We start from the raw sequence: 24,635 nt of genomic DNA, 5'->3' as shown, positions 1-24,635 counted from the left end.
GCATAAAAAAACCTCTTCTCGGCTGCCAAGAAGAGGGTAGTGTACGTTTTCCTACGAGTCCTCTCTTATCTGCCAAAGCGAATTGCTTTGCTGGAATTAGCACCTGATCAAAAAGGTTGCCGAGGCTTCACAGGGCCAGTTCCCTCCGCCTCTCTGGATAAGAGTTCCTTATGTTGTTGGACTGATACTATCACCTTTGAAAGGGATGTGTCAATGGATTGTTTGATGATCGTCCGCATAGAGATGAGTACGAGGAGAGGAGGAAGCGGGATGGCGATGAAGATCAGAGGTGCGAAGAAGCGACTCAACTGGCGCTTGATCCTGTTCTCCCTGCTCGTCCTGTTCGTGTTCTTCATCTTGCAGAGCATCTATTTTGTGGAGCACAACCTGCGTCCCACCTTTATCAAAGTGGCGGAGGAGAACTCGCGGCACATCGCGACAGAGGCGATCAACAACTCGATCGTCGAGCGGATCTCCGAGGAGACGAACTACAGCAAGCTGATCGATTTGAAGACGAATAGCGGCGGCAAGGTGACGGCCGGATACTTTAATATGGTCGAAGCGTCGCGCATTCAAAACGAAGTGACGAAAAGCATTCAGGGCGTCTTGCAGAACCTGCAGGAGAAAAAGATGTACATCCCGGTCGGGCAGGCGGTCGGCTCGCCCTTTCTGTCCCAGTTTGGCCCAGACATCCCGGTGACGATCGAGCCGGTCGGCAACGTCAAGTCGGAGATCGGATGGGAGACGAAGGAGGAGGGGATCAACCAGACGGTGCACATCCTCTATCTTGATATCGATGTCCATACGTCGGTGATCGTCCCGTTTGCGACCACCCCGTCAGAAGTGCGGACGAAAGTGCCGATCGCCTATCTCTTTTTGGTCGGCGATGTGCCGCAGATGGTGTTTAACGCCAAAGGGGAGACGGTCGGTTCCACCACGTCGAGCCAGCAGATGCCGCTGCCGTCGATCACCCTGCCCAAGCTGAAAGATGAGGAGGGGGAAGGAGACAAGGACGCGGAGGCGAGCGGGGAGGGGGAATGACCGCTGTCGTTCTTCGGCGGCAGTGAATGTTGCACCCTGCACAAAAACTGGTAAACTGGTAGCGGAGAGCGCTCGCGATCGGAGACGAAATCACAGCAGACGCACGCAGGAGGAAGAGCGATGAAGCAAAGAGAGATCATCTTAGCAGCCGAGCGGTATGTGCAGGAAGAATTGGGGCAGGATAGCTCAGGTCATGATTACTGGCATATCTATCGAGTGTGGCAGACGGCCAAAAAAATTGGCGAAGCGGAGGGTGCCGACCTTTTGGTCGTCGAGTTGGCGGCGCTCCTGCACGACATCGCCGATGAGAAGCTGAACGAGAGCGAAGCGGTCGGATTGGCCAAGGTGCGGGGATGGCTGGCGCGACAGGGCGCAGACGAAGCGGTGATCGAGCACGTGATGGAGATCATCTCGACGATGTCGTTCAAAGGGGGCGACCGTTCAGGCATGCGCACGCTGGAAGGTGCGGTCGTGCAGGATGCGGATCGTCTCGATGCGCTCGGGGCGGTCGGAATCGCCCGCACGTTCGCCTATTCGGGGGCAAAGGGACAGCTGGCGCACGATCCGCATCTGAAGCCGCGCACCGCCATGACCCGCGAGGAGTACCGCAAGGGCAAGTCGACCGCGATCAACCATTTTTATGAAAAGCTGCTCAAGCTCAAAGAGCTGATGAACACGCCGTATGCCAAGCGGATGGCGGAGGGGCGACATCAGGTGATGGAAGCTTTCTTGGAACAATTTTATGAGGAATGGGAAGGAAAACGGTGAACAATCGCGTTCGGTGCGAATAGAATAGAAAAAGAGATGTAACACAGGTCACATACAATCCTTCCCACGTTTTCTATACTAGGGTAAAATAAAAACAAGGTGCGGCGCATCGAATGAGCGGTATTTCTTCCGCCTATACTAGTTGCGTATGCACAGAATGACAATTGGAAGAACGAAATGGAGGCATTCACGATGGAAGATCTTCGCACACGCGTTCAAGAAGCACTCGACAAGATTCGCCCAGGTCTGCAAGCGGACGGCGGCGATGCTGAACTGGTTGAAGTAGACGGTGAGACTGGCATCGCGCAAATCCGCATGACTGGCGCTTGCGGCGGTTGCCCGATGAGCACGATGACCCTGAAGATGGGCATCGAGCGCACGATCCGCGCATCTGTTCCTGAGATCAGAGAAGTAGTCGCAGTATAATTTCCTTTTTGTACGGAGGTATGAACCCATGGCATCTGAAGCAATCTTGACGATCACCGATGCAAACTTTGAACAGTCGATCAAGGATTCGGAAACTCCGATCCTCGTCGATTTCTGGGCAACTTGGTGTGGCCCGTGCCGCATGCTCGCTCCCGTTCTCGAAGATGTTGCTTCCGAGACGGCTGGCAAGCTGGCGATCGGCAAGCTGAACATCGACGAAAACCAAGTGACCACGCAGAAGTTCGGCGTGATGTCCATCCCGACCATGCTCGTGTTCCAAAAGGGCGAGGTTGTGAAGACGATCGTGGGCTACAAGTCCAAAAACGATCTGCTGAGTGAACTGTCCGGCGTTCTGTAAGCGAGAACTGATGAAGGCACCCCCGAGGCGGTGCCTTCTTTTTGATCGAATTGCATCTGACACGAAAAAGCACCGCTGACAGATCGGGAAGATCTCGGCAGCGGTGCTTTTGACGTCTACAGTTTGGAAAAAGCGCGGTCGGCAGCGACCAGCGTGAAGGCGATGTCCTCCGGCGTATGCGCTGTGGAGACAAACCAAGCTTCATACTTGGAGGGTGCAAGCAGAATTCCCTCGTCGAGCAACAGGTGGAAAAAGCGGGCGAACTTCTCACCGTCTGCCGCTTGCGCATCCTCATAATTTGTCACCGGCTGCTCGGTGAAGTACAGGGCGAACGCGCCGCCGATGCGATTGAGCGTCACCTTGTGCCCATATTTGCGCGCCGATTGCAGCAGACCCTCGGCGAGCAATCGGCCCAGATCGCCCATCCGCTCATAGGTGCCCGGCTTTTGCAGCTCTTCGAGGCAGGCGATCCCTGCGGCGATCGAGGCTGGGTTGCCCGCCATCGTGCCCGCTTGGTAAGCAGGGCCGAGCGGTGCGACCTGCTCCATGATGTCGACGCGGCCGCCGTATGCGCCGATCGGCAAACCGCCGCCGATGATCTTGCCGAGCGCCGTCATGTCGGGTGTCACTCCGAGCAGATTTTGTGCGCCGCCATATTGGAAGCGGAAGGCGGTGATCACCTCATCGTAGACGACCAGCACGCCATGTTTGTGCGCGAGATCGTTGATCCCTTTCAGGAATCCAGACTCGGGTGCGACGATGCCGAAGTTGCCGACGATCGGCTCGACCAAGACGGCAGCCGTCTGATCGCCCCACTTTTCCAGCGCCGCTTCAAAAGCTGACAGGTCGTTGAACGGCACGGTGATCATATCGTCTGCGATCGACTGGGGGATGCCCGCCGAATCGGGGATGCCGAGCGTCGAAGGCCCAGAGCCTGCTGCGACGAGCACGAGGTCAGAATGGCCGTGGTAACAGCCGGCAAACTTCATGATCTTCGTGCGGCCCGTATACGCGCGGGCGACGCGGATGCAGGTCATCACCGCTTCCGTTCCCGAGTTGACGAAGCGAACTTTCTCAAGCGATGGAATCGCCGCTTGGAGCATCGTCGCCAGCTCAATCTCCAGCTTGGTCGGCGTTCCGTACAGAACACCGTTGTGAGCGGCGCAAGAGATCGCTTCTGCCACGTGTTTGTTGCCATGTCCGTGAATCAGCGGACCGTAGGCGGCCAGATAGTCGATGTAGCGGTTGCCGTCCACATCGTACAGGTAGGCGCCTTCGCCGCGCTCCATAAACACAGGCGCACCGCCGCCGACCGCTTTGTAGGAGCGAGAGGGCGAGTTGACGCCGCCGACGATCACCTGTTGCGCTTCTTCATAGTAACGTTCCGATGTGGAACGATCATGTGTAGTCACCTAGAATCTCCACCTTTCTTTTACCATTTCCTATCGTACCAAAAAAATCAGGAGCCGTCATACCTGATTGGCAGGTGGGGGATGCGCTGTTTTGCGTTTTAAAACCTGTCAGGATCAGGTAAGATGGTAGCATGGAACTGAGATGGGGAGGGGCGTTATGCGAATCGAAAAGAGCGAAGCGGAGCGATTGCGCCGTCTGCCAGCCGTTCATCTGTTGCTTTCCCACCCGCTGTGCAAGCAGCTGGCCGACCGGCGTGGGCACAAGCTGGTGTCGAGCGCTTGCGGCGATGTGATCGCCGAGGTGCGGGCCAAGATCCTGCAAGGGGATCAGGCGGTGGAGGCAGACCTCGATCTGTTGGCAGACCGCGTGGCCGAGCGAGTGAATCGGCAGTTCGATCTGAACTACCGGGCGGTGATCAACGCGACGGGCGTCGTGCTGCACACCAACTTGGGGCGGGCTCCGCTCGCCGAGGCTGCGATCGAGGCGATCGAGGCGACTGCCAGAGGATATACCAATCTGGAGCTGGATCTGAGCACGGGGGAGCGCGGGTCCCGCTACCAGCATGTGGAGCGGCTGATCTGTGACCTGACTGGCGCCGAGGCGGCGCTTGTCGTCAACAACAACGCGGCTGCCGTCCTGCTGGTGCTGACCGAGATGGCGAAAGGGAAGAGCGTGATCATCTCTCGCGGGCAGCTGGTGGAGATCGGCGGATCGTTTCGCGTCTCCGAGGTGATGCAGGCGAGCGGTGCCCAGCTGGTCGAGGTCGGCACGACGAACAAGACGCGCGAGAGCGACTATGAGCGAGCGATCGCCGAAGACACGGCGCTGATCATGCGCGTGCACACCAGCAACTTCCGCGTGGTCGGCTTTACCTACCAACCGCAGATGTCCGACTTGGTGGCGCTGGCCCATGCGCACAACATCCCCGTCTATGAGGATCTCGGCAGCGGGTCGCTGTTCGATCTGCAAGCGCACAGCATCGGAGATGAGCCGACGGTGCGAGAGACGGTGCAGGCGGGTGTCGATCTCTGCTCGTTCTCCGGCGATAAGCTGCTCGGTGCGACACAGGCGGGAATTATCGTCGGGAAGCAGGAATATATCCAGCGATTAAAGAAAAACCAACTGACGCGAGCTCTTCGCGTGGACAAGCTGACGCTGGCCGCTCTGGAAGCCACGTTGCGACTATATCTGGACGATGAGCTGGCAAAGCGCGAGAACCCGACGCTGTGGATGCTGCTGCGGACCCCAGACTCGATGGAGCAAGAGGCGGAGCGTCTGTGCGAGGGTCTTCGCACCGTGTTTAGCGATCGGGCAGAGGTGGCGATCGAGCCAGGCCTGTCTCAGGTTGGCGGAGGCTCGTTGCCGACCGAAGAGCTGCCCACCCTGCGGGTGGCGGTGCGAACCGATCAGTTTTCGCTCACCAGATTGGAACAGGAACTTCGTCATGTCCGCTTGCCGGTGATGACGACGATGAGAAAGGAGGCCATGCATTTCGATGTCCGAACAATCTTCCCAAGAGAGATCGAAAGAGTTATCGACAGCGTCCGTGACGCCTTCGCAAGGATCGGGTGATGCGGTGCTGCCCAGCGAGCAAGTGCGATTGACGCTGCTGACCGAAAAGGCCGGCTGAGGCTGCAAAATCGGCCCAGCCGACCTGGCACAAGTTTTGTGCCATCTGCCTAGAAATGAAGTGCCCGATGCGAACCTGATCGTCGGGATCGACACATCGGACGATGCTGGTGTATACAGGCTGAACGACGAGACGGCGCTCGTCCAGACGGTCGACTATTTCACTCCGGTGGTGGACGATCCCTACATGTTCGGTGCGATCGCAGCTGCCAACGCTTTGTCTGACGTATACGCGATGGGCGGTACGCCGCTCACCGCCTTAAATATTGTCGGGTTTCCCATCGCGACGCTCGACAAGAAGATCTTGGCCGAAATCCTGCGCGGCGGTGCGGACAAAGCGCGGGAAGCGGGTGCCATGATCGTCGGCGGTCATTCGATCGATGACCGCGACCCGAAGTACGGCATGGCGGTGACCGGAATCGTGCACCCCGATCGGGTGTGGACGAACGCCGGTGCCAAGCCGGGCGATGTGCTGATCTTGACCAAGCCGATCGGCGTGGGAATCGTCACCACGGCGATCAAGCGAGGCAAAGCGTCTGCAGAGCTGATCGCGCTGGTGGAGCAGACGATGGCCGCCCTGAACAGAGTGCCGGCTGAGACGGCGAAAGAGTTTACCGTGCACGCCTGCACAGATGTCACCGGATTCGGTTTGGCAGGACATGCGCTGGAGATGGCGCGCGGCGCTCAAGTCGGCATCGTGCTGTACGCATCGCAGGTGCCGCTCTTGCCGGGCACGCGCGATCTGGTGGAACAGAAAGTGTTCCCCGGCGGCACGGTTCGCAACATCGACTGGGTGAAAGACGATGCGATCTACGACGAAGGCGTGGATGAGACGACGCAGATCATCCTCTGCGATGCGGTCACCTCCGGGGGACTGTTGCTCGCCATCCCGCCTGACCAGGCGGAGGAGCTGCTCGCCAAGCTGCAGGAGCGCGGCATCCACGCCGCTTCGATCGTCGGCGAAGCGATCGCCGATCATCCCGGAAAGATCTTGGTGCGCCAAGCGAAATAGCAGAAAAGGGACTCCTCTAAGCGAGGGGTCCCTTTCTTTTCCAGCAGAGCAACAGGAGGGGAGCGGCCAGCCAGACGAAGCTCCAACCATTGCCAAAAGCGCTTGTCACAGCGAGGCTGATCAGACAGGCGTTGTACAGGAAATGGCCTGTGATCACCGCGACCAACCCGTATCGCCGATAGAGGAAGAACAGCAGCGGGCCGATGATCAATCCGAGTTCGATGATCCGCAGATACCACGGCCACACGCCATACTGGAGGTGGGCGGTCGACCAGATCAGCGAGCAGAGCAGCGCGACGACAGCTCCCGGCTTGAACAGGCGGCTCAGCCACAGGTCGCCGAGCTTCCGATAGACTAGCTCCTCGTAGACGGCTGCCGTTCCGGCAGCGATGAGCGGCAACAGGAACGGCAGAGGGGCGAGCGCCACCGCCTCTTGCGCCTGCAGGTCGGACGACCAAGCGCCAAGCAGGTCGGCTCCCCAGCTGAACAGCACGCTGCACCCTGTGAGCACTCCGAAGATGCAGTAGCCAGCCAGAATTTGATCGTGCAGCGATCTGGCAGATTGGCGCTTGTTATCTGCAGGCCACTTCGACTCCTTTACAATCGCCAAGACCCCAAAGACGATCGCGCCGTAGACGACCCCTTGGAGCAGGTAGTCGGCAGACAGCCCTTTGAGCCAGAAGGCGATCGCGACCGCGCCGCTCAAGGCGAGCTCCCCGTACCAGCGACGAGCGCCGCCGTCCCCGCGCATCAAGCGCCACATCCCGACCAGCGGCAAGATCAGCACGGCCAGCTGGAACCACCCAGCCCATCTTTGCACCGTCTCGGCGATCGGTGAGCTCGTCCGATCGGTTGGCAGAGGTGCCTGCAGTCGATGGGTGAAGGCGACCAGTCGATCGTCCACCACCTCCGCCTCGACCCGATCGGTCAGGCTGTCGACCGAAAAGCTGGTGTGGAAGGTGAGCAGCGCTCTGCCTCGCTCCTGCTCGTCGATCGACGTGAGCACGAGGCTTTTCTGACCGAACGTCTGCTCCAGGATCTCGCGAACCGCATCTGCTCTGCGGGTGCGCAATTCTTCTCCTTGCGCGATGGTGATTCCGCGCAGCCCTTCGATGCGCCCGCTCTGCCTGTTGATCGATGCTTCTGCGTCCCTGCTGGTCACCTTCCAGACCAAGAGCGGCATGTCTGTCGCAAGCGTTGCCCGCAGCTGATCTGTCAAGCCCTGCTGGTGCAAGTAGCGCGAGACGTCCAGATTCTCTTCCTGGCGGACGGTCATCCGCACATCGCCAAGCCATTTTGCTGCGGTCATCTTCGCTTGCTCCGGCAGCACGGCGATCGGCAGGGAAGCGTGCTGTTCTGCCCGCACCAAAAACAGTTCGGTCAGCAGGAGCAACAGCCCGAATGCCCCTGCCAACCACAATCCTCTCATTCTGCGACCCATCTGTTGTCCTCCCCGCATCATATCCACTGCGAGTATTATAAGTATAGAAAAAAATGTTGACAACATGATTTCAGTCCAATATAATACTTGTGCTATGATCTTACATAGTCTATGAGGACTTTCCTCATCCTTTAAAAGAGCGATGATCGCAGAATCATCGTTTTTTTCATGGTTTTTCCACAATTAGATTGCAAAAAGTTCCAATACCTGATATATTTGAACAGGATTCGCGAATTATCAGAATTTTCTTCGTAAAAGTGTCAAACTTTTCGCAAGCAGAATTTTGCAGGTATGAACTTTGTCAAAATGGGCAATCTTGGAGAACGAGGGCGAATTGTTACAGTTCTATGATATTTTCGTAGTTTTTATGTTGTATGCTTGAAAATGCGCACAACTTCGACTACTGTATAGTTGTTGCTCAGTTAAGAATCAATCAAAATCGCATAGTATTAGCGAAAATCTAAGAATATAAGATAGCGGGTGAACCCATGGTTTTGTTGGAAAAAATACAGCGTTTTAACCGTCTTTTGCAGAAATCGGCCATCAATGGCGTGGACTTTATGGAGCTGGCGAAACTGCTCAGCGACATGGTGGATTCGAACGTCTATGTCGTATCGAATACAGGCAAGATCCTCGGTTTTGGACTGGCTGAGTATGAGCTCACCCTCGAATGGAACCAGATCATGACGGTCGAACAGCGCTTCCCTGGCGACTTTAATGAAACGCTGCTCAAGATCACCGAGACGCAGAAGAACGTCGAGACGAAAGAGGCGTTTTACGTCTTCTCCACCGAGGAGAACGAAGTGTTCAAGCGGAAGAACATCACGATCGTTCCGATCATCGGCGGCGGTTCGCGACTTGGCACCTTGGTGCTGGCTCGCCTGAACAAGCAGTTTACCGATGAGGACCTGATCCTCTCCGAGTACGGCGCCACTGTGGTCGGCATGGAGATCATCCGCGCCGAGCAAGAGGAGATTCATGAAAAGGCTCGCCAGCGCGCGATGGTGATGATGGCGCTCGAATCGCTGTCCTTCTCCGAGCAGGAGGCGATCCAACACATCTTCAAAGAGCTGGAAGGCTCCGAAGGTCTGCTCGTCGCATCGAAGATCGCTGACCGCGTCGGCATCACCCGTTCGGTGATCGTCAACGCGATCCGCAAGCTGGAGTCGGCAGGTGTGATCGAATCCCGCTCGCTCGGGATGAAGGGCACGTACATCAAGGTGCTCAATCCGCTGTTCCTCGAACAGCTTGCTAATCTCGACAAGTAAGGCGAACGCAAGCAAAACGTCCTGACCTCCACCGAGGCAGGACGTTTTTTTATCTGATCGACCCCTCAAATACAGCACCCCCTCGAACGCTGCTATTCCTCGAACACAGCTACGATTCCGCGAAAGATCCCTTCGGCCGCCTTCTCCTGCGCGGCGAGATCGGTCGCATGGCGCTCATCTTCCACATGGGTCAAAAAGGCGGTTTCCACGAGGATCGCCGGCGTCTGGTTTTCCCGCAGCACATAATAATCGCCAAATCTTGCGCCCAAGTCGGGCAGGCCGAGCGATCTGACCAACTCCTGCTGCACCCGCTCTGCCGCTCGCCGGTCTTCGCCTGCTTCGCTGTGGTAAAAGGTGATCGATCCGGACAGCGAAGGATCTTGGTGCGTGTTGTAATGAAGCGAGACGAACAGGTCTGCCCGATTGTCCTCGGCGATCTCAACGCGCCCTTGCAGGGAGAGGAAGCGGTCGTCTGCCCGCGTCATCACCACATGAGCGCCTGTCGTGATCAGCTTGTTCGCCAGCATCTGCGCGAGCGACAGGTTGAGATCCTTTTCGAACGCCCCGCTCGCTCGACCGATCGCCCCGACATCGATCCCCCCGTGGCCCGCATCCAAGACGATCGTCGTTCCCCGCAAGCTGCTGTCGAGCGTCGGCTGCTCCTCGCGAATGCCGCTCAGCGATCCGTTCACTTCGACCAGCCAGCCGGCCACCCAAGCTTTCTGCTCACTGCCCGCTGCGATCTGATACCAAGCGCCCGACTTGGCGAGGATGGAAAACTGACTGCCGGTGCGCGCCGTCTCGATCACCGGAAAATTGGTGCCCGGCCCGGTGCGCAGATTGACCTGTGCCTTTAAGGTCAGCGTCGGCTGTGAGCTGTCGAGCGGGGAGGTGGTCGCGCTTTGAACGCTCTGTCCGGGCAGCCGCACATATTCGGAAGCAATGTACCCGACGCCTTCCCCGTATTCGATCTGAAGCCATCCTTCCTCCCGAACGGTGCGCACCTGCACGATCTCATTTTGTTGCAACGTGCCGATCACCTCGGAGCTGAGCGACGCTGCTCGACGCACGTTGAGCTGGCTTGCGATGACGGTCGCCTGCTGTCGCTCGGAGCTCGCTGTCGATTTCACCTTGTTCTCCGACAGGTTGACCAACCAGGCGGCGACCCAGCCGGTGCGCTCATCGGGCAGGCGGATCTGCACCCAATCACCGCTCTTTTGCAGCAGCAGATAGCGCGTGCCCGGCCCGATCGTGGTCACCACTTCAAAAGAGGTCGAAGCGCCACCCCTGACGTTTACGCCCGGCTCTTTGGCCTCCACCTCTTCGATCGACCGATCGGCAGCAGCAAACCTCGCGCCTTCTTGGACGAGCGATGCGTGAATCCACCCAACTTCCCCTTTGGCCAAGCGCACCTGATACCAGTCATCGGCCACTTGCAGCACTTCAAAGGAGTCGCCAAAGTCTGCCCTCCCGATCACATCCGTATCGGTCCCCGCTCCGGCGCGAATGTTGACCCCATAGGCGGTGACTTTCAGAAATCGCCCCTCTTCCGCAAAGGCGGCCAAGGAGAGGATCAGCGTGAACAAAAGCACCAGCACGAGCAGTTGATTTCGTTTTTTCATCACTTCCTCGGCCCCCTCTACTCGCTGACTTTGACGATCATTTCGCGACCTTTTTTCTAAAATCCTCCCCTTCGACACCGTTAGATTCGAAAGCGACAGGGAAGACTAAAGACAGGCAAAAAGCGACAGTCGAGGAGGGCACATCCATGCGGAAAACGATCCATCAACAAGTAGCGACCTTTACGAATCGGCGGCTGATGAACGTCGATTTTCACGATTTTTTGCAAAAGTCGCAGTACATGGAAGATGTGGAGCTGGCGACCGAATTTTCGCTGACCTCCCGCGAGGTGCAGCATCTGCGGGCAAAGATGCAAAAATAGTGGACGGTGCGAGGGGGGATGGGTACACTGGTATCTGGAGGTGACGATCCATGCAGATTCGCATCGATCTTGGCAACCTGAACTACCAACGTGAAACAGAGCGGCTGACCCACCTGTTTTTAGAAGATGCAGTGGTGGTCTTCGACGAGCAGGAGGAAGCGTTACTCCATATAAAGCTATCCCTGATCGAGCAGCGAGACGACTATGTGGTCGCTCGCGCAGAACTGTACGACCGCCGAAGCGGGCAGCGCGAAGAGTGCGTGCAGGGGCGGGTGGTAGAACCGCCGGTGGAGGCGCAGCGCAAGAAGCGGAGCAAGCAAGCGGTGCTCTTCGTCTTGCACGAAGTGCTCGAACGGTTGACCGGACAGGGGCAACCGTGGGGAATCCTGACCGGCGTGCGACCGCTGAAGCTCGTCCACAACCTGATCGAAGCGGGGACGAGCTTCGACCAGATTCGCGCGATCATGCGCGACCAGTATTTGATCTCGCAGGAGCGCATCGACCTGTTGCTTCAGATCGCCGACGTGCAGCTGCGCGCGGTGCCCGATCTCTATCAGATCGACAAGCAGGTCTCGCTCTACATCGGGATTCCGTTCTGTCCGACACACTGCGCGTACTGCACGTTTCCCGCCTATTCGATGGAGGACAAGGCGACCTATGCGCCCGCTTTCCTCGATGCGCTGGAGCGCGAGTTTGCAGCGATCGGCCAATTTTTGCAGGAGGAGTCGATCGGCGTGACCAGCGTCTACCTCGGCGGCGGCACGCCGACCTCCCTGCAGGCGAAAGAGCTGACCCGCGTCTTTGAAGCGCTCTACCGCCAGATCCCCGATGCGGACAGATGGCGCGAGTTTACGGTCGAAGCGGGCCGCCCGGACACGATCACGCCGGAGCGCGTCGAGGTGATGCGCAAATACGGAGTCAACCGCGTCTCGGTCAATCCGCAGACGTTCAAAGCGGAGACGCTGAAGGTGATCGGCCGCGGACACACGCCAAACATCGTCGACAAGCGGTTTCATCTGGTCAGAGAGGCCGGATTTGAGAACATCAACATGGACATGATCCTCGGACTGCCGGGGGAGACGGTCGACGATGTCCGCCATACGAGGGAGCGCATCGAAGCGCTGATGCCCGATTCGGTCACGGTGCACACGATGTCCTTTAAGCGCACGTCCAATGTGACGAAAGAGAAGGATGCGTACGAGATTCCGCACACGCAGGTCGTTCGGCAGATGATGGCGGAGACGGCCGATTGGGCAAGCGGGCTCGGCTACCACCCCTACTACGTGTATCGCCAGAAGGACATCTTGGGCAACCTGGAAAACGTCGGCTATGCGATGCCGGGGAAAGATTCGGTCTACAACATCGCGATCATGGAGGAGCGCCAGACGATCATCGGGCTTGGCGGCGGCGCTTCGACCAAGCTGTATAAAAAAGGCGAGTTTCTCGGTCACATCTACAACGCGAAAGAGCCGAAAGCGTACGTGGACTCTGTTGACGCGACGACCCACAAAAAGCTTGCGAAACTCCGCGAACTGTTTACCGAGACCGCGATGCCCCGTTCGTGATGGAACGGGGTTTTCTTTTGTGTTACAGTGGAAGGTAGGCAAAATACTGGACGAGTAGGGGACCGTTTATGTCAGCAAAAAAGGGTTTGGCAGCCGGCGCTCTGTCTTTGGCTGCAGCTGGTTTGATCTCGAAGATTCTCGGGGTTGTATACATCGTACCGTTTCAGAATATGGCGAAGGATTACGCAATGGGGTTGTACCAGAACGCCTATGCGATCTATGTGGTGATGCTGACGCTCGCGACCGCTGGCATTCCGCTCGCGATCTCCAAGCTGGTCGCGGAGAGAAGCGCATTGCGCGACTTTGCGGGCGCCGATCAGCTGTACCGTGTGGGGGCGCGGTTTTTAGCGGTGGCGGGCGTCGTCGTCTTCGTGCTGCTGATGCTGCTCGGCGGCACCATCGGGGTGATGATGGGCGACTACAACAGCTCGACGGCGATCCGCGCTCTGGCGTTTGCGCTGTTGATCGTGCCGCTGCTCGCCGCGATGCGCGGGTATATACAAGGCCATCAATCGATGGCGATCTCAGGCAATTCACAGGTGGTCGAACAGCTGGTGCGGGTGACGGTGATCTTGGTCGGGGTCTACATCTCCGTCAGCCTGAACGCGGAGCCGAGGACGGTCGCAGCTGTCGCGACGTTCTCCTCTGTGCTCGGCGCGCTGGCCTCCCTGTTCTATCTCGGCAGACATGTGGTCAAGCAGCGGCGGGAAAACCGCAAGAAGTACATCCGACCATCCACCGTGCCGAACAAAGTGGTGCTGCGCAAAATCTTAAAAATTTCGATTCCGATCTCGCTGTCCTCGATCGTGCTTCCGCTCTCTCAGATGATGGATTCGTTTACGATCACCAATTTGCTGATGTTCGGTTTTGATTGGACCAAGGAGGTCGCCACCTCCGAGTTTGGCGTCTACACGGCGCGGGCGCTGCGCCTGATCGCGCTTCCGCTGTCGCTCGCCGTCGCCGTCGGTCTCTCGCTGATGCCCGCCATCTCGGAGGCGATCGCCCAGAAGAACATCAAGCTGCGAAACGATCGTGTGATCACCGCGTTTCGCTTGACTTCGCTCTTCGCCTTTCCGACTGCAGTCGGGCTCTACGTGTTGGCAGGGCCGATCGACATCGCCCTGTTTACCGACCTGAAGGGAGCGGATACGATCGCGGCGATCTCCTGGATGGCGATCTTCTCCTCCTATGAGCTGGTCTGTTGCTATATTTTGCAGGCGATGGGCTTTATGTACTTGCCGATCCGCAACATGTTTGCCGGGCTTGGCCTCAAGCTTGTGCTGTTGCTGCTGCTCGTTCCGAAGTTTGGCATCTTGGGGGCGGGGATCGCTGCGGTGATCGGCTACATCCTGTCTTCCGGCCTCAACTTCGCGGCGGTGCGACGGCTGGCCGAAATTCCGATGTCCTACCGATCGCTGATCATCAAGCCGCTGTTCGCCTCGCTGGTGATGGGGGGCGTCGTCTGGACGATCACGAAGATTCCGCTCGACGTGATCATCCCGTGGCCGCGCGTGGAAAACCTGATCGTGCTGATCTTGGCAGGATCGGTGGGGGCGGCAGTGTTCGGCGCGCTGATGATCTTGCAAAAAGGGGTCAGCAAAGACGAGCTGCGCCGCTTGCCAGGAGTGAAGCGCTTTGTCCGCTAGCTATTCGGATCTGCTGAAAAACCGCAACTACAGGCTGCTCTTCTCCGGGCAATTGCTCTCACAGCTGGGCGATGCGATCTATGAGGTCGGCATCGTCTGGCTGGTCTATCGGATGACAGGTTCCCCGGCGGCGATCGGGATGCTGGTGCTCTGCCAGACGGTGCCGTTTCTCGTGCTCGGGCTGATCGCAGGCGCATTTGCAGACCGCTGGAACCGTCGGCTGACGATGATCGTGACCGACGCGCTGCGGGGAGCTGCGATGCTCTATCTGGTGTTGCGCTACCTGGCAGGGGGGCTGACGCTTTGGGAAGTCTGTCTGGTGGCGGTGGTGCTCACATCGGCCCGCGCCTTTTTCCACCCCTCGCTGCGCGCCGTCCTGCCGCAGATCGTGCGCCGTGAAGAGCTGTTGCTCGCCAACTCGCTCTCGGAGAGCGCTAAGCGCATCTGCAAGGTGGGGGGCATGCTGCTCGGCGGCGTGCTGATGGCTGCTGAACAGGTGGAGTGGATGCTCTGGATCAATTGCATCAGCTTCTTCCTGTCGCTGTGGACCGTCTGGCAGATCGCGCTGAAACGAGCGGAGCGAGCAGAGCATGCGGAGCGTTCGGAGCGCAGCGATCAGACGATCTTTGCCGATCTGCTGATGGCGGGCAAGGAGATCCGCAAGGAGCGGGCGGTCACGTTTTCGATCCTGCTCTCTTCGCTCGGGCTGGTCGCGTCTGCTGGCATGATCAAGGTCGGCCTGCCCTTGCTCGCAGGCGAAAGGCTAGGTGGCGAAGGCGACACCTACGGGCTGTTGATGGCCTGCTTCTCGGTCGGCATGTTCGCGTCTGCCGCCCTGATGAAAAAGCTGGCGCGCCTGCACATCTTGACGATGGTCGGGATCGGCTGGTCGGTCTACGGGATCATGTTCGGATTGCTCGCCCTTTCGCCACAGCTGCTGATCGCCTGTCTGGCGGTCGGCATCATCGGATGCGCCCATTTTTTGACCGACATTCCGGTGACGACGATCATTCAGCAGAAGATGCCGCTTGGGCGCATGTCTTCTTGCCAGAGCATCTGGGCGACCGCATCGTTCGGCTCCGAATCGATCGGGGTGGCGATCGCAGGCCCGGTGCTCGCATCGCTCTCCGTCACCGCCTGCTTTGCGCTGGGCGGTGGTGCGATGGTGGCGCTCGGGCTGTTGCCGCTGATAATACTTCGCAAAAGTGGACAAAATAAACTTGACAGACGAACTTGCGCTGAGTAAGATTACTCTTAATTCAATCGAAACGAGATCCGATGAAAGGGCCCAGTAGTGAAGGACTGGCCTAGTCAGAGAGGAGACACCGCGGCTGAAAGTGTCTCTCTAGCGCACCCTTGATGAAAGACACCCTGGAGGACCCCTTGCGAAAATCGTGCGTGCATGATCGGTAGCAGGGAGGCGTGACCGGACGTTACCCGGCGAGTGGAAGTTGCATCTGCAACTTCAAATAGGGTGGTACCACGGGAAGTCACAGCTCTCGTCCCTAAGCGATGTTCGCTTAGGGGCGGGGGCTTTTTATTTTGCTGATTATTTGGAGGAGGCAGATCCAAAATGTTAATCAACCGCCCACGTGGCACAAACGACATTCTCCCCGGAGATGTGGAGAGATGGCATCTGATCGAGCAGACAGCACGCGAGGTCTGCCGTCGCTTCAACGTAGCAGAAGTTCGGACTCCGATCTTTGAGCACACCGAGCTGTTCGCGCGCGGTGTCGGCGAGACGACAGACATCGTCGAAAAGGAGATGTACACCTTTCAAGACCGCGGGGAGCGCTCGTTGACCCTGCGTCCAGAAGGCACCGCGTCGGTGGTGCGCTCCTTTGTGGAAAGCAAGCTCTACGCGCAGCCGCAGCCGACCAAGCTGTATTACATGGGACCGATGTTTCGCTATGAGCGTCCGCAGTCGGGCCGCTATCGTCAGTTTCATCAGTTTGGCGCTGAGGTGCTCGGCGTGAACGACCCGAGCATCGATGCGGAAGTGATCGCGCTGGCGATGACCTTCTTTACCGAGCTCGGCCTGACCGACATCAGCTTGGAGATCAACTCGGTCGGCTCTGCGCAAAGCCGGACAGCGTATCGCGACATCCTGCGCGAGCACCTGTCGCCGGTCAAAGAGCAGCTGTGCAAAGACTGCCAAAGCCGCTATGATCGCAATCCGATGCGCATCCTCGATTGCAAAAACGAAACGTGCAAGGAGCTCACACAGGGCGCGCCGGAGATGCTCGATCATCTGTCAGAAGAGGATCGCACCCATTTCCAAGCGGTCTGCTCCTATCTCGAATCGTTTGGCATCCCGTTTACTGTCAACCCGCGCATGGTGCGCGGACTCGACTACTACACGCAGACGGCGTTTGAGTTTATCGAAAACGGCTCCACGCTCTCCGGCGGGGGTCGCTACAACGGGCTCGTCGAACAGCTCGGCGGACCGGAGATGCCGGGCATCGGCTTTGCGGTCGGCATCGAGCGCGTCATGATCGCGCTTGCCAACCAGAACGTAGAACTTCCGATCGCCAAAGGCATCGACATCTTCTTCGTCGCCCTCGGCGAAGCGGCGCAAAAGCATTCGGTCAAGCTGTTGCACGAGATGCGCCGTGCCGGCCTGATCGCCGACAAAGACTATCTCGGCAAGAGCATGAAGGCGCAGATGAAAGCGGCCGATCGCCTGAAAGCGCGGCAGGTGGTCATCCTCGGCGATGACGAGCTGGCACAAGGAGTGGCCAACCTCAAGGATATGGAGACGGGGGAGCAGACGACCGTCGCGCTCTCCGAACTGATCGAAGTCGTACAGAGCAAGCGGTAGTCAATACGGGAGGGACAAACGATGAGTGAACAACAAACATTGTATCGCACGCACCAAGCGGGCGAACTGCGCAAAGAGCATGCGGGTCAAAAGGTGGTTCTCACCGGCTGGGTGCAGCGCCGCCGCGATCTGGGCAACCTGATCTTTATCGACCTGCGCGACCGCTCAGGCTTCGTGCAAGCGGTGTTTCAACCGGGCGAGCAAGCGGACAGCGATGCGCTGATGGCGCAAGGGGATAAGCTGCGCAACGAATATGTGATCGCGCTGGAAGGCACGGTGGCACTTCGCGAAGCGGGTGCGATCAACAGCAAGATTCCAACCGGGGAGATCGAGGTGAAGGTCGAGAAGATCGAGATCCTCAACGCGGCGAAAAACACGCCGTTCTACATTCAGGACAACGTCGATGTGGATGAAAACCTGCGCTTGAAATATCGCTATCTCGACCTGCGCCGCCCGGAGATGCAAAAGATCTTCCTGCTGCGCTCCAAGGTGACCACGCACATGCGCAACTTCTTGGATCAAAACGCGTTTATCGAGGTGGAGACGCCGATCCTCACCAAGTCGACGCCGGAGGGAGCGCGCGACTACCTCGTGCCATCCCGCGTGCATCCGGGCGAGTTTTACGCGCTGCCGCAATCTCCGCAGCTGTTCAAGCAGCTGCTGATGGTGTCCGGCTTTGAGCGCTACTATCAGATCGCTCGTTGCTTCCGCGACGAAGATTTGCGCGCCGACCGCCAGCCGGAGTTTACGCAGGTGGACATCGAGCAGTCGTTCATGTCGATGGCGCAATTCCAAGCGATGATCGAAGAGATGATGGTCGGCCTGTTCCAAGCGACGATCGATGTGGAGATACCTCGTCCGTTCCCGCGCATCACCTATCAGGATGCGATGGCCCGCTTCGGTTCGGACAAGCCGGACATTCGCTTCGGCCTTGAGCTGCAAGATCTGACAGAGCAAGTGCGCGGCTGTGGGTTCAAAGTGTTCAACATGGCGATCGAAAACGGCGGCGAAGTCAAATGCTTGGTCGCCCCAGGATGCGCGATCTATTCCCGCAAGCAGATCGACGAGCTCGAAGCGTTCGTCAAGCGCTATGGCGCAAAAGGGATGGCGTGGATCGCCGTGCAGGAAGAGGGCGTGAAATCGCCGATCGCCAAGTTCTTCTCCGAAGAGGAGATGAGCGCGATCATCAGCAAGGCGGGCGCCGAAAAAGGCGACTTGCTCCTCTTTGCGGCAGACAGCAAAAAAGTGGTCGCCGACTCGCTCGGCGCACTGCGCAGCAAGCTGGGCAAAGAGCTCAACCTGATCGATGAAAGCCAGTTCAAGTTCATCTGGGTGACCGAGTTCCCGCTGCTCGAACATGATGAAGAGGCGAACCGCTATGTGGCGGCCCACCATCCGTTCACGATGCCGATGGAAGAGGATCTGCCGGAGCTTGCGACCGATCCGGCCCATGTGCGCGCCAAAGCGTACGATCTCGCGCTGAACGGATATGAGCTCGGCGGCGGCTCGATGCGGATCTACCGCCGAGAGATCCAAGAGCAGATGTTCCAAGCGCTCGGCTTTTCGGCCGAAGAGGCGCAAGAGCAGTTCGGCTTCCTGCTCGACGCGTTCGAGTACGGCACACCGCCACACGGCGGCATCGCGCTCGGCCTCGACCGGATGATCATGATCATGGCGGGCCGCCAATCGCTGCGCGACACCATCGCCTTCCCGAAAACGTCTTCCGCATCCGATCTGATGACCGAAGCGCCGTCGCCAGTCGTCACCGAGCAGTTGGAAACGCTGCATATCGCTCTGGGTGGGAAAGCGTTGTCCGACAGCGAAAAGCTGTAAATCGGCAGTAGGAAAAAAATAGTTCTCCGGCACTAATTGAATTTTCTTGCAATTAATCACCGCTTGTGCTAACATCGAGTCAAGAAGTTTCAATTTGTTAATTCAAAGGACCCTCCAATGTTGGTGATTGCTTTTCAGTTTTGATCCAACAGTATCAACAAGGGATGCACGAGAGTCGCTGATGGGCGTGCGAGCCGCTGGCATGCGAGCCGAGGCGGATTACCGAGATCAGAACTTGCAACCCACCTGCGCGAGCGGGTTCAAAACACTAGTAACACGGCTGCGAGGGGTTCTTTGACTTCCATGCATGCGAAACCTGACTCCTGAGCGAGTCGGGTTTTTCTGCTTCTTCGCATATGGTATAGTTACGAGTAGTAAATCAAAAACGGGGAAGTGTTATGAGTGATCGAACTAAAAAGTCAAGCTGAGATCGAAGTGATGCGCGAGGCGGGTCGCATCGTCGCCGAATGTCATCGCGAGGTCGCCAAGATCATCCGACCGGGCATCACGACGATGGAGATCAACGATGTTGTCGATGCTCACATGCGCAGCAGAAACGCCGTGCCCGCACAGATCGGCTACAACGGCTACCAATATGCAACATGCGCTTCAGTCAACGATGTGGTCTGCCACGGTTTTCCTTCCAAATATGTGTTGAAAGAGGGCGATATCGTCACGATCGACATGGTTGCGCTGCTCGACGGTCTGCATGCAGACTCGGCGTGGAGCTATGCGGTCGGTGAGGTGTCGGAGGAGGCGAACCGGCTGTTGCAGGTCACGCACGACAGCCTGTTCAAAGGGATCGAGCAAGCGGTGGTCGGCAACCGCATCGGCGACATCTCGCACGCGATCCAAGTCTATGCGGAAGGGTTCGGCTATTCGGTGGTGCGCGACTATATCGGTCATGGGATCGGGCGCAAGATGCACGAAGAGCCGCAGGTGCCCCACTATGGTCCGGCAGGACGCGGCCCGCGCCTGCGCGAAGGGATGGTCTTCACCATCGAGCCGATGATCAACATCGGCAAGTATCAGGTCACACTGGATCAGAAGGACGGTTGGACGGTGCGCACCGCAGATGGGTCGCTGACCACGCAGTATGAGCATACGCTCGCAATCACCGCAGATGGTCCGCAGATTTTGACTGTTTTATAGTGATAGTTTGAGTGATGGTAAATACCATCACTCATTTTTCATTTTACTATATGTTTTTAATCGTATTTCCGATATAATAGGTGTAACAAAAATAGATTAAATTTTCCGGCAAAGGAGTTTTGGAGACGATGAGAATCGATATGCGCAGTGATACCGTAACCAAGCCGACAGAGGCGATGCGAAAAGCGATGTACGAGGCGGAAGTGGGGGATGACAACCCGCGCGAAGACCCGACTGTGCTGAAGCTTGAAGAGATGGCAGCGGAACGCTTGGGCAAGGAAGCGGCGATTCTTGTCACATCTGGAACACAGGGCAATCAGGTGGCGATCCTCTCGCAGACCGGTCGCGGTGATGAGATCATCGTCGAAGCGGAGTCGCACATCGTGATGCTGGAGGGGGCGGCGCATGCGGTGTTGGCAGGCGTGCAACCTCGTCAAGTCCCCGGCAAGCGCGGCGTGATGAACCCGGACGATGTGCGGGCTGCGATCCGCCCGTTCATCGATCCGCACTACCCGAAGACGGCGATGATCTGTGTGGAGAACACGCACAACTTCCACGGGGGTTGCATCGTGCCGCAGGACAACCTGAAAGCATTGCGGGAGATCGCGCAAGAAAAGGGCATTCGGATGCATATGGACGGAGCGCGCGTGTTTAACGCAGCGATCGCCAGCGGGATTCCAGCAAGTGAGATCACTCAATATGTGGACACCGTTCAGGTCTGCTTCACCAAAGGTCTCGGCGCACCGGTCGGCTCGATCTTGGCTGGCGATGCGGAGACGATCAACACGGCGCGCCACTGGCGCAAGCGCTTGGGCGGGACGCTGCGCCAAGCGGGCATCGTCGCAGCGCCGATGGTGGTGGCGCTCAACGAGATGGTCGATCGTCTGGCAGAAGATCATGCCAATGCGAAGTTTCTGGCCGAAGGTCTTGCCAACATCGAAGGGATCGACATCGACGCGAGCCAGATCGATACGAACATGGTCTATTTTAAAGTTTCGAAAGAAGGTATGACCGAGATGGATCTGCTGGTCGCCTGCTACCATGAAGGGGTGTTGGGCGGCATGTTGGCACCGGGGTCGATCCGCTTCGTCACACATAAAGATGTCAACCGCGAAGAGATTCAACAGGCGCTTCAGGTGGTCAGCCGCCTGATGAAAGAAAAGGTTACCGCATCGTGAGTACAGTCAAGCCATCCTTAGACGGGGTGGCTTTTTTTATGAAAAGAGGTGGCTTTTTCGGTTCATTCCTTTATAATAAAATCAGAGTAATTTTCTCGGAAATGGAGTGTGCGAAATGCCGATAGATTTGCGAAGCGATACGGTCACTAAGCCGACCGCTGAGATGCGCAAAGCGATGTACGATGCTGAAGTTGGGGATGATGTGTTTGGCGATGATCCTACGGTGAATCGATTGGAGGAGACGGCCGCCGAGATGCTTGGCAAGGAGGCTGCGCTGTACGTCTCCTCTGGCACGCTCGGCAATCAGATCGCCATTCAAACGCTGACCCGCCCGGGCGATGAGATCATCCTGGAACAGCAATCGCACATCTATCTGTACGAAGGGGCTGGCCATGCTGTCTACGCGGGGGTGCAGACGCAGACATTGCCAGGCGTGCGCGGCGCGATGAGCTTGGCGGACGTGCGCGAGGCGATTCGCGAGCCGAACATTCACCACCCGCGCACCGGACTGATCTGCGTGGAAAACACGCACAACAAGGCGGGCGGAACGATCCTCGGGCTCGATCATCTGCGCGAGCTGGCGAGCATCGCCCACGAGCACCAGATTCCGATCCACATGGATGGCGCACGGCTGTTCAACGCGGTGGTCGCATCTGGTCACAAAGCGCCTGCGTTCACCCAGCATGTGGACACCGTGCAGGTCTGCTTATCAAAAGGGCTCTCCGCTCCGGTCGGCTCGATCTTGGCGGGCAGCCAAGAGGTGATCGAGCGCGCTCGCTATATCCGCAAGCGCATGGGGGGCGGCATGCGCCAAGTCGGCGTGATCGCAGCACCCGCACTGATCGCGCTGACTCAGATGGTCGAGCGGTTGGCAGAAGATCATCAGAACGCCAAGATTCTGGCGACCGGCTTGGCGGAGATCGACAGCGTTCAGCTCGATGTCAGCACGGTGGAGACGAACATCGTCATCATCGACGTGACCAAGACGGGCATCAGCTCGGTCGAGTTGGTGGATCGACTGCGCACAGAGGGCGTGTGGTGTGCCGATTTTGGGCCGGGGCTGGTGCGGTTTGTCACGCATAAAGATGTCGATCGAGCGCAGGTGCAGGAGGCGCTGGCCATCATCCATCGCGTCGTGCGAGGTGTGGCATAGCTGTGGATCTGTTCGGATATCAAGCGCAGGAGGAGCAGAAGCAGAACGCGCCGCTCGCCGCTCGAATGCGCCCGCAAAACTTGGAGGAATTGATCGGTCAGGAGGAGATCATCGGACATGGCAAGCTGTTGCGCCGTGCGATCGAGGCGGACAAGCTCACCTCGCTGATCTTTTTCGGGCCGCCCGGAACGGGCAAGACGACGATCGCGAAAATTATCGCCGGGCACACCAAGTCGATGTTTCGCTCGATCAATGCGGTCACGGCGGGCATCGGCGACATTCGGAAAGTGGTCGAGGAGGCGAAAAATGCGCTGGCGATGTACAGCCAGCGCACCGTTCTCTTCGTCGATGAGATCCATCGCTTTAACAAGGCGCAACAGGACGCCCTGTTGCCGCATGTGGAGGAAGGGCTGATCCTGCTGATCGGTGCGACGACAGAAAACCCTTTCTTCGAGGTGAATCCCGCGCTGCTGTCGCGTTCTCAGCTCTTCCGTCTGCAATCGCATCGCGAGGAAGATCTGATCCGGATGGCCGAGCGGGCGCTCTCCCTGCCCAATCGCGGTCTGGGTCATTTGAACGTTCAGATGGAGGAAGAGGCGATCAGGCATCTCGCGCGCTATGCGGACGGCGATGCGCGCAGGATGTACAACGCGCTTGAGCTTGCCGTCCTCTCCACGCCGCCCGACGCGCAAGGGGTGATCCATGTCACGGTCGAAGAGGCGGCCGAATCGATTCAGCGCCGCGTGGTGCGCTATGACAAAAACGCGGATGCGCACTATGACACCGTCTCCGCTTTCATCAAGTCGATCCGCGGCTCCGATCCGGATGCGGCGCTCTACTGGTTGGCAAAGATGATCGATGCGGGGGAGGACCCGAAGTTTATCGCTCGCCGGATCATCATCTCCGCCTCAGAAGATATCGGAAATGCTGACCCTCGCGCCTTGCAGGTTGCCGTCTCGGCGATGCAGGCGCTGGAGATGATCGGGATGCCGGAGGGAAGGATCATCTTGGCCCAGGCGGTCACCTATCTGGCGACTGCGCCGAAGTCGAACGCATCCTATCTCGGCATCAACAAAGCGCTGCAAGTGATTCATGAGGGAGGCTCGCTCGAAGTGCCGCTCCATCTGCGCGATGCGCATTATAAAGGCGCGGCTCGTTTGGGACATGGCAAAGGGTATCAGTACCCGCACGATTTCCCGGGGAATTATGTGGAACAGCCATACTTGCCGGCAGAGTTGACCGGGATGAACCTGTACGCGCCGACCCGCAACGGATATGAGCAGATCATCTCCGAGCGGCTCGCCAACTGGAAAGGCAGGCGAAACGGAGGATAGGGTAGGATGGCAGAAACAAACACTAAGCGAGTTCTGACCATTATCCGATTCGCCTTGCATTCGAGATTCAGAATATCTATCACCTGCCGATCTGGCCAGCGCTTAGAGAGGTTCTCACAGCGATCGATCGGCAGTTTGTGTGGGAACGGTGCTGACCTGTTCTCCTGGTCAGGCAGACTTTATGATCGTGTTCTGTGCAGGAGTGCGGGAGAGGAAGCCCGCTTGTAGAGAGGAGATATGCAATCATGAAATTATCGACTAAAGGACGTTATGGAATCACTTTGATGATCGACTTGGGCATGTTTTTCGGGGAAGGCCCGGTATCATTAAAATCGGTCGCAGAGCGCCAATCGCTCTCCGAGCATTATTTGGAACAGCTGATCGCACCGCTGCGCAACGCCGGTCTGGTTCGCTCGATCCGCGGGGCGTACGGCGGGTATGTGTTGGCCAAAGCGCCGCATGAGATCACCGTCGGCGATATCATTCGCGTGCTGGAAGGTCCGATCACGATCGTGGATGATCCGGAGGAAGAGCTGGCCGAACTGTGGGAAAAGGTGCGCAGCTCGATCAACGAAGTGCTCGACGGTACGACTTTGCTCGACCTGATCGACAAAAAGCGGTTTGGCAAAGACAACATCATGTTCTATATCTAATT

General features: G+C 57.9%; 21 protein-coding genes, 1 other RNA gene, 1 riboswitch and 1 other annotated feature. Of the genes, 19 read left to right on the top strand and 3 right to left on the bottom strand.

Annotated elements, in window-relative coordinates:
* Positions 1-62: 62 nt before the first annotated feature.
* Positions 63-164: riboswitch (SAM riboswitch) on the bottom strand.
* A 106-nt stretch (positions 165-270) separates the two neighbouring features.
* From yunB to trxA, 4 genes are all read left to right on the top strand, one after another.
* Positions 271-1,041: a sporulation protein YunB gene (yunB, locus tag ACFSOY_RS04420; RefSeq protein ID WP_386044310.1), complete on the top strand. Its 771-nt coding sequence runs from the start codon at positions 271-273 to the stop codon at positions 1,039-1,041.
* Between the two features lie 120 nt (positions 1,042-1,161).
* Positions 1,162-1,809, top strand: a complete 648-nt coding sequence (locus ACFSOY_RS04415; RefSeq protein WP_386044309.1) for an HD domain-containing protein — start codon at positions 1,162-1,164, stop codon at positions 1,807-1,809.
* A 192-nt stretch (positions 1,810-2,001) separates the two neighbouring features.
* On the top strand, positions 2,002-2,235 hold the full coding sequence (locus ACFSOY_RS04410) for a NifU family protein (protein WP_386044308.1): 234 nt from the start codon (positions 2,002-2,004) through the stop codon (positions 2,233-2,235).
* Between the two features lie 28 nt (positions 2,236-2,263).
* A complete protein-coding gene (trxA, locus tag ACFSOY_RS04405) occupies positions 2,264-2,593 on the top strand; it encodes a thioredoxin (RefSeq protein WP_386044307.1) in 330 nt (109 codons plus the stop codon).
* Between the two features lie 116 nt (positions 2,594-2,709).
* On the opposite strand, the gene ACFSOY_RS04400 is transcribed toward trxA, so the two are convergent.
* Positions 2,710-4,005 carry a glutamate-1-semialdehyde 2,1-aminomutase gene (locus ACFSOY_RS04400; RefSeq protein ID WP_386044306.1) on the bottom strand — a complete coding sequence of 432 codons (1,296 nt, stop codon included), beginning with the start codon at positions 4,003-4,005 and terminating at the stop codon, positions 2,710-2,712.
* 157 nt (positions 4,006-4,162) lie between these two features.
* Between ACFSOY_RS04400 and selA the strand changes: the two genes are divergently transcribed.
* Both selA and selD read left to right on the top strand, forming a co-directional pair.
* The gene (gene selA / locus ACFSOY_RS04395; protein ID WP_386044305.1) at positions 4,163-5,578 is read left to right on the top strand and encodes an L-seryl-tRNA(Sec) selenium transferase; all 1,416 of its coding nucleotides are present in this window, start codon (positions 4,163-4,165) and stop codon (positions 5,576-5,578) included.
* A 7-nt stretch (positions 5,579-5,585) separates the two neighbouring features.
* Entirely contained in the window at positions 5,586-6,647 is a 1,062-nt protein-coding gene (selD, locus tag ACFSOY_RS04390; protein ID WP_386044485.1) for a selenide, water dikinase SelD, read from the top strand.
* A 16-nt stretch (positions 6,648-6,663) separates the two neighbouring features.
* Here the strand turns inward: selD and ACFSOY_RS04385 are convergent, their stop codons facing one another.
* On the bottom strand, positions 6,664-8,088 hold the full coding sequence (locus ACFSOY_RS04385; RefSeq protein ID WP_386044304.1) for a CPBP family intramembrane glutamic endopeptidase: 1,425 nt from the start codon (positions 8,086-8,088) through the stop codon (positions 6,664-6,666).
* 488 nt (positions 8,089-8,576) lie between these two features.
* Here ACFSOY_RS04385 and codY point away from each other — a divergent pair, with 488 nt between their 5' ends.
* Complete coding sequence (gene codY, locus ACFSOY_RS04380) at positions 8,577-9,356, top strand: GTP-sensing pleiotropic transcriptional regulator CodY (RefSeq protein WP_386044303.1); 780 nt, start codon at positions 8,577-8,579, stop codon at positions 9,354-9,356.
* Between the two features lie 92 nt (positions 9,357-9,448).
* On the opposite strand, the gene ACFSOY_RS04375 is transcribed toward codY, so the two are convergent.
* Positions 9,449-10,978 (bottom strand): SH3 domain-containing protein, encoded by a 1,530-nt coding sequence (locus ACFSOY_RS04375; RefSeq protein ID WP_386044302.1) that lies wholly within the window; start codon positions 10,976-10,978, stop codon positions 9,449-9,451.
* A gap of 146 nt (positions 10,979-11,124) precedes the next feature.
* Between ACFSOY_RS04375 and ACFSOY_RS04370 the strand changes: the two genes are divergently transcribed.
* From ACFSOY_RS04370 to cymR, 12 genes are all read left to right on the top strand, one after another.
* The gene (locus ACFSOY_RS04370; RefSeq protein WP_386044301.1) at positions 11,125-11,298 is read left to right on the top strand and encodes a hypothetical protein; all 174 of its coding nucleotides are present in this window, start codon (positions 11,125-11,127) and stop codon (positions 11,296-11,298) included.
* Positions 11,299-11,348: 50 nt separating this feature from the next.
* Positions 11,349-12,863: a coproporphyrinogen dehydrogenase HemZ gene (gene hemZ, locus ACFSOY_RS04365; protein ID WP_386044300.1), complete on the top strand. Its 1,515-nt coding sequence runs from the start codon at positions 11,349-11,351 to the stop codon at positions 12,861-12,863.
* A gap of 68 nt (positions 12,864-12,931) precedes the next feature.
* Entirely contained in the window at positions 12,932-14,509 is a 1,578-nt protein-coding gene (locus ACFSOY_RS04360; protein ID WP_386044299.1) for a putative polysaccharide biosynthesis protein, read from the top strand.
* Positions 14,499-15,755: an MFS transporter gene (locus tag ACFSOY_RS04355; RefSeq protein WP_386044298.1), complete on the top strand. Its 1,257-nt coding sequence runs from the start codon at positions 14,499-14,501 to the stop codon at positions 15,753-15,755. Before ACFSOY_RS04360 ends, ACFSOY_RS04355 begins: the two co-directional genes overlap by 11 nt.
* Before the next feature lie 23 nt (positions 15,756-15,778).
* Positions 15,779-16,019 (top strand) — a binding site (T-box leader).
* Positions 16,020-16,082: 63 nt separating this feature from the next.
* On the top strand, positions 16,083-17,330 hold the full coding sequence (gene hisS, locus ACFSOY_RS04350) for a histidine--tRNA ligase (RefSeq protein WP_386044297.1): 1,248 nt from the start codon (positions 16,083-16,085) through the stop codon (positions 17,328-17,330).
* A 21-nt stretch (positions 17,331-17,351) separates the two neighbouring features.
* Positions 17,352-19,163, top strand: a complete 1,812-nt coding sequence (aspS, locus tag ACFSOY_RS04345) for an aspartate--tRNA ligase (protein WP_386044296.1) — start codon at positions 17,352-17,354, stop codon at positions 19,161-19,163.
* Between the two features lie 106 nt (positions 19,164-19,269).
* A non-coding RNA gene (gene ssrS / locus ACFSOY_RS04340) (6S RNA) lies at positions 19,270-19,458 on the top strand.
* 107 nt (positions 19,459-19,565) lie between these two features.
* Positions 19,566-20,315: a type I methionyl aminopeptidase gene (gene map / locus ACFSOY_RS04335; protein WP_386044295.1), complete on the top strand. Its 750-nt coding sequence runs from the start codon at positions 19,566-19,568 to the stop codon at positions 20,313-20,315.
* Between the two features lie 128 nt (positions 20,316-20,443).
* Positions 20,444-21,493 carry a threonine aldolase family protein gene (locus tag ACFSOY_RS04330; RefSeq protein ID WP_386044294.1) on the top strand — a complete coding sequence of 350 codons (1,050 nt, stop codon included), beginning with the start codon at positions 20,444-20,446 and terminating at the stop codon, positions 21,491-21,493.
* 115 nt (positions 21,494-21,608) lie between these two features.
* The gene (locus ACFSOY_RS04325) at positions 21,609-22,646 is read left to right on the top strand and encodes a threonine aldolase family protein (RefSeq protein ID WP_386044293.1); all 1,038 of its coding nucleotides are present in this window, start codon (positions 21,609-21,611) and stop codon (positions 22,644-22,646) included.
* A 2-nt stretch (positions 22,647-22,648) separates the two neighbouring features.
* Positions 22,649-23,980 carry a replication-associated recombination protein A gene (locus ACFSOY_RS04320; protein WP_386044292.1) on the top strand — a complete coding sequence of 444 codons (1,332 nt, stop codon included), beginning with the start codon at positions 22,649-22,651 and terminating at the stop codon, positions 23,978-23,980.
* A 245-nt stretch (positions 23,981-24,225) separates the two neighbouring features.
* A complete protein-coding gene (cymR, locus tag ACFSOY_RS04315) occupies positions 24,226-24,633 on the top strand; it encodes a cysteine metabolism transcriptional regulator CymR (RefSeq protein ID WP_386044291.1) in 408 nt (135 codons plus the stop codon).
* The last annotated feature ends 2 nt before the right edge of the window (positions 24,634-24,635 follow it).

The sequence above is a fragment of the Tumebacillus lipolyticus genome (genome assembly GCF_042682745.1).
GTDB classification, from domain to species: domain Bacteria; phylum Bacillota; class Bacilli; order Tumebacillales; family Tumebacillaceae; genus Tumebacillus_A; species Tumebacillus_A lipolyticus.
The sequence above is the reverse complement of the archived record's forward strand: the minus strand, read 5'-3'. Positions and strand labels throughout refer to the sequence as shown.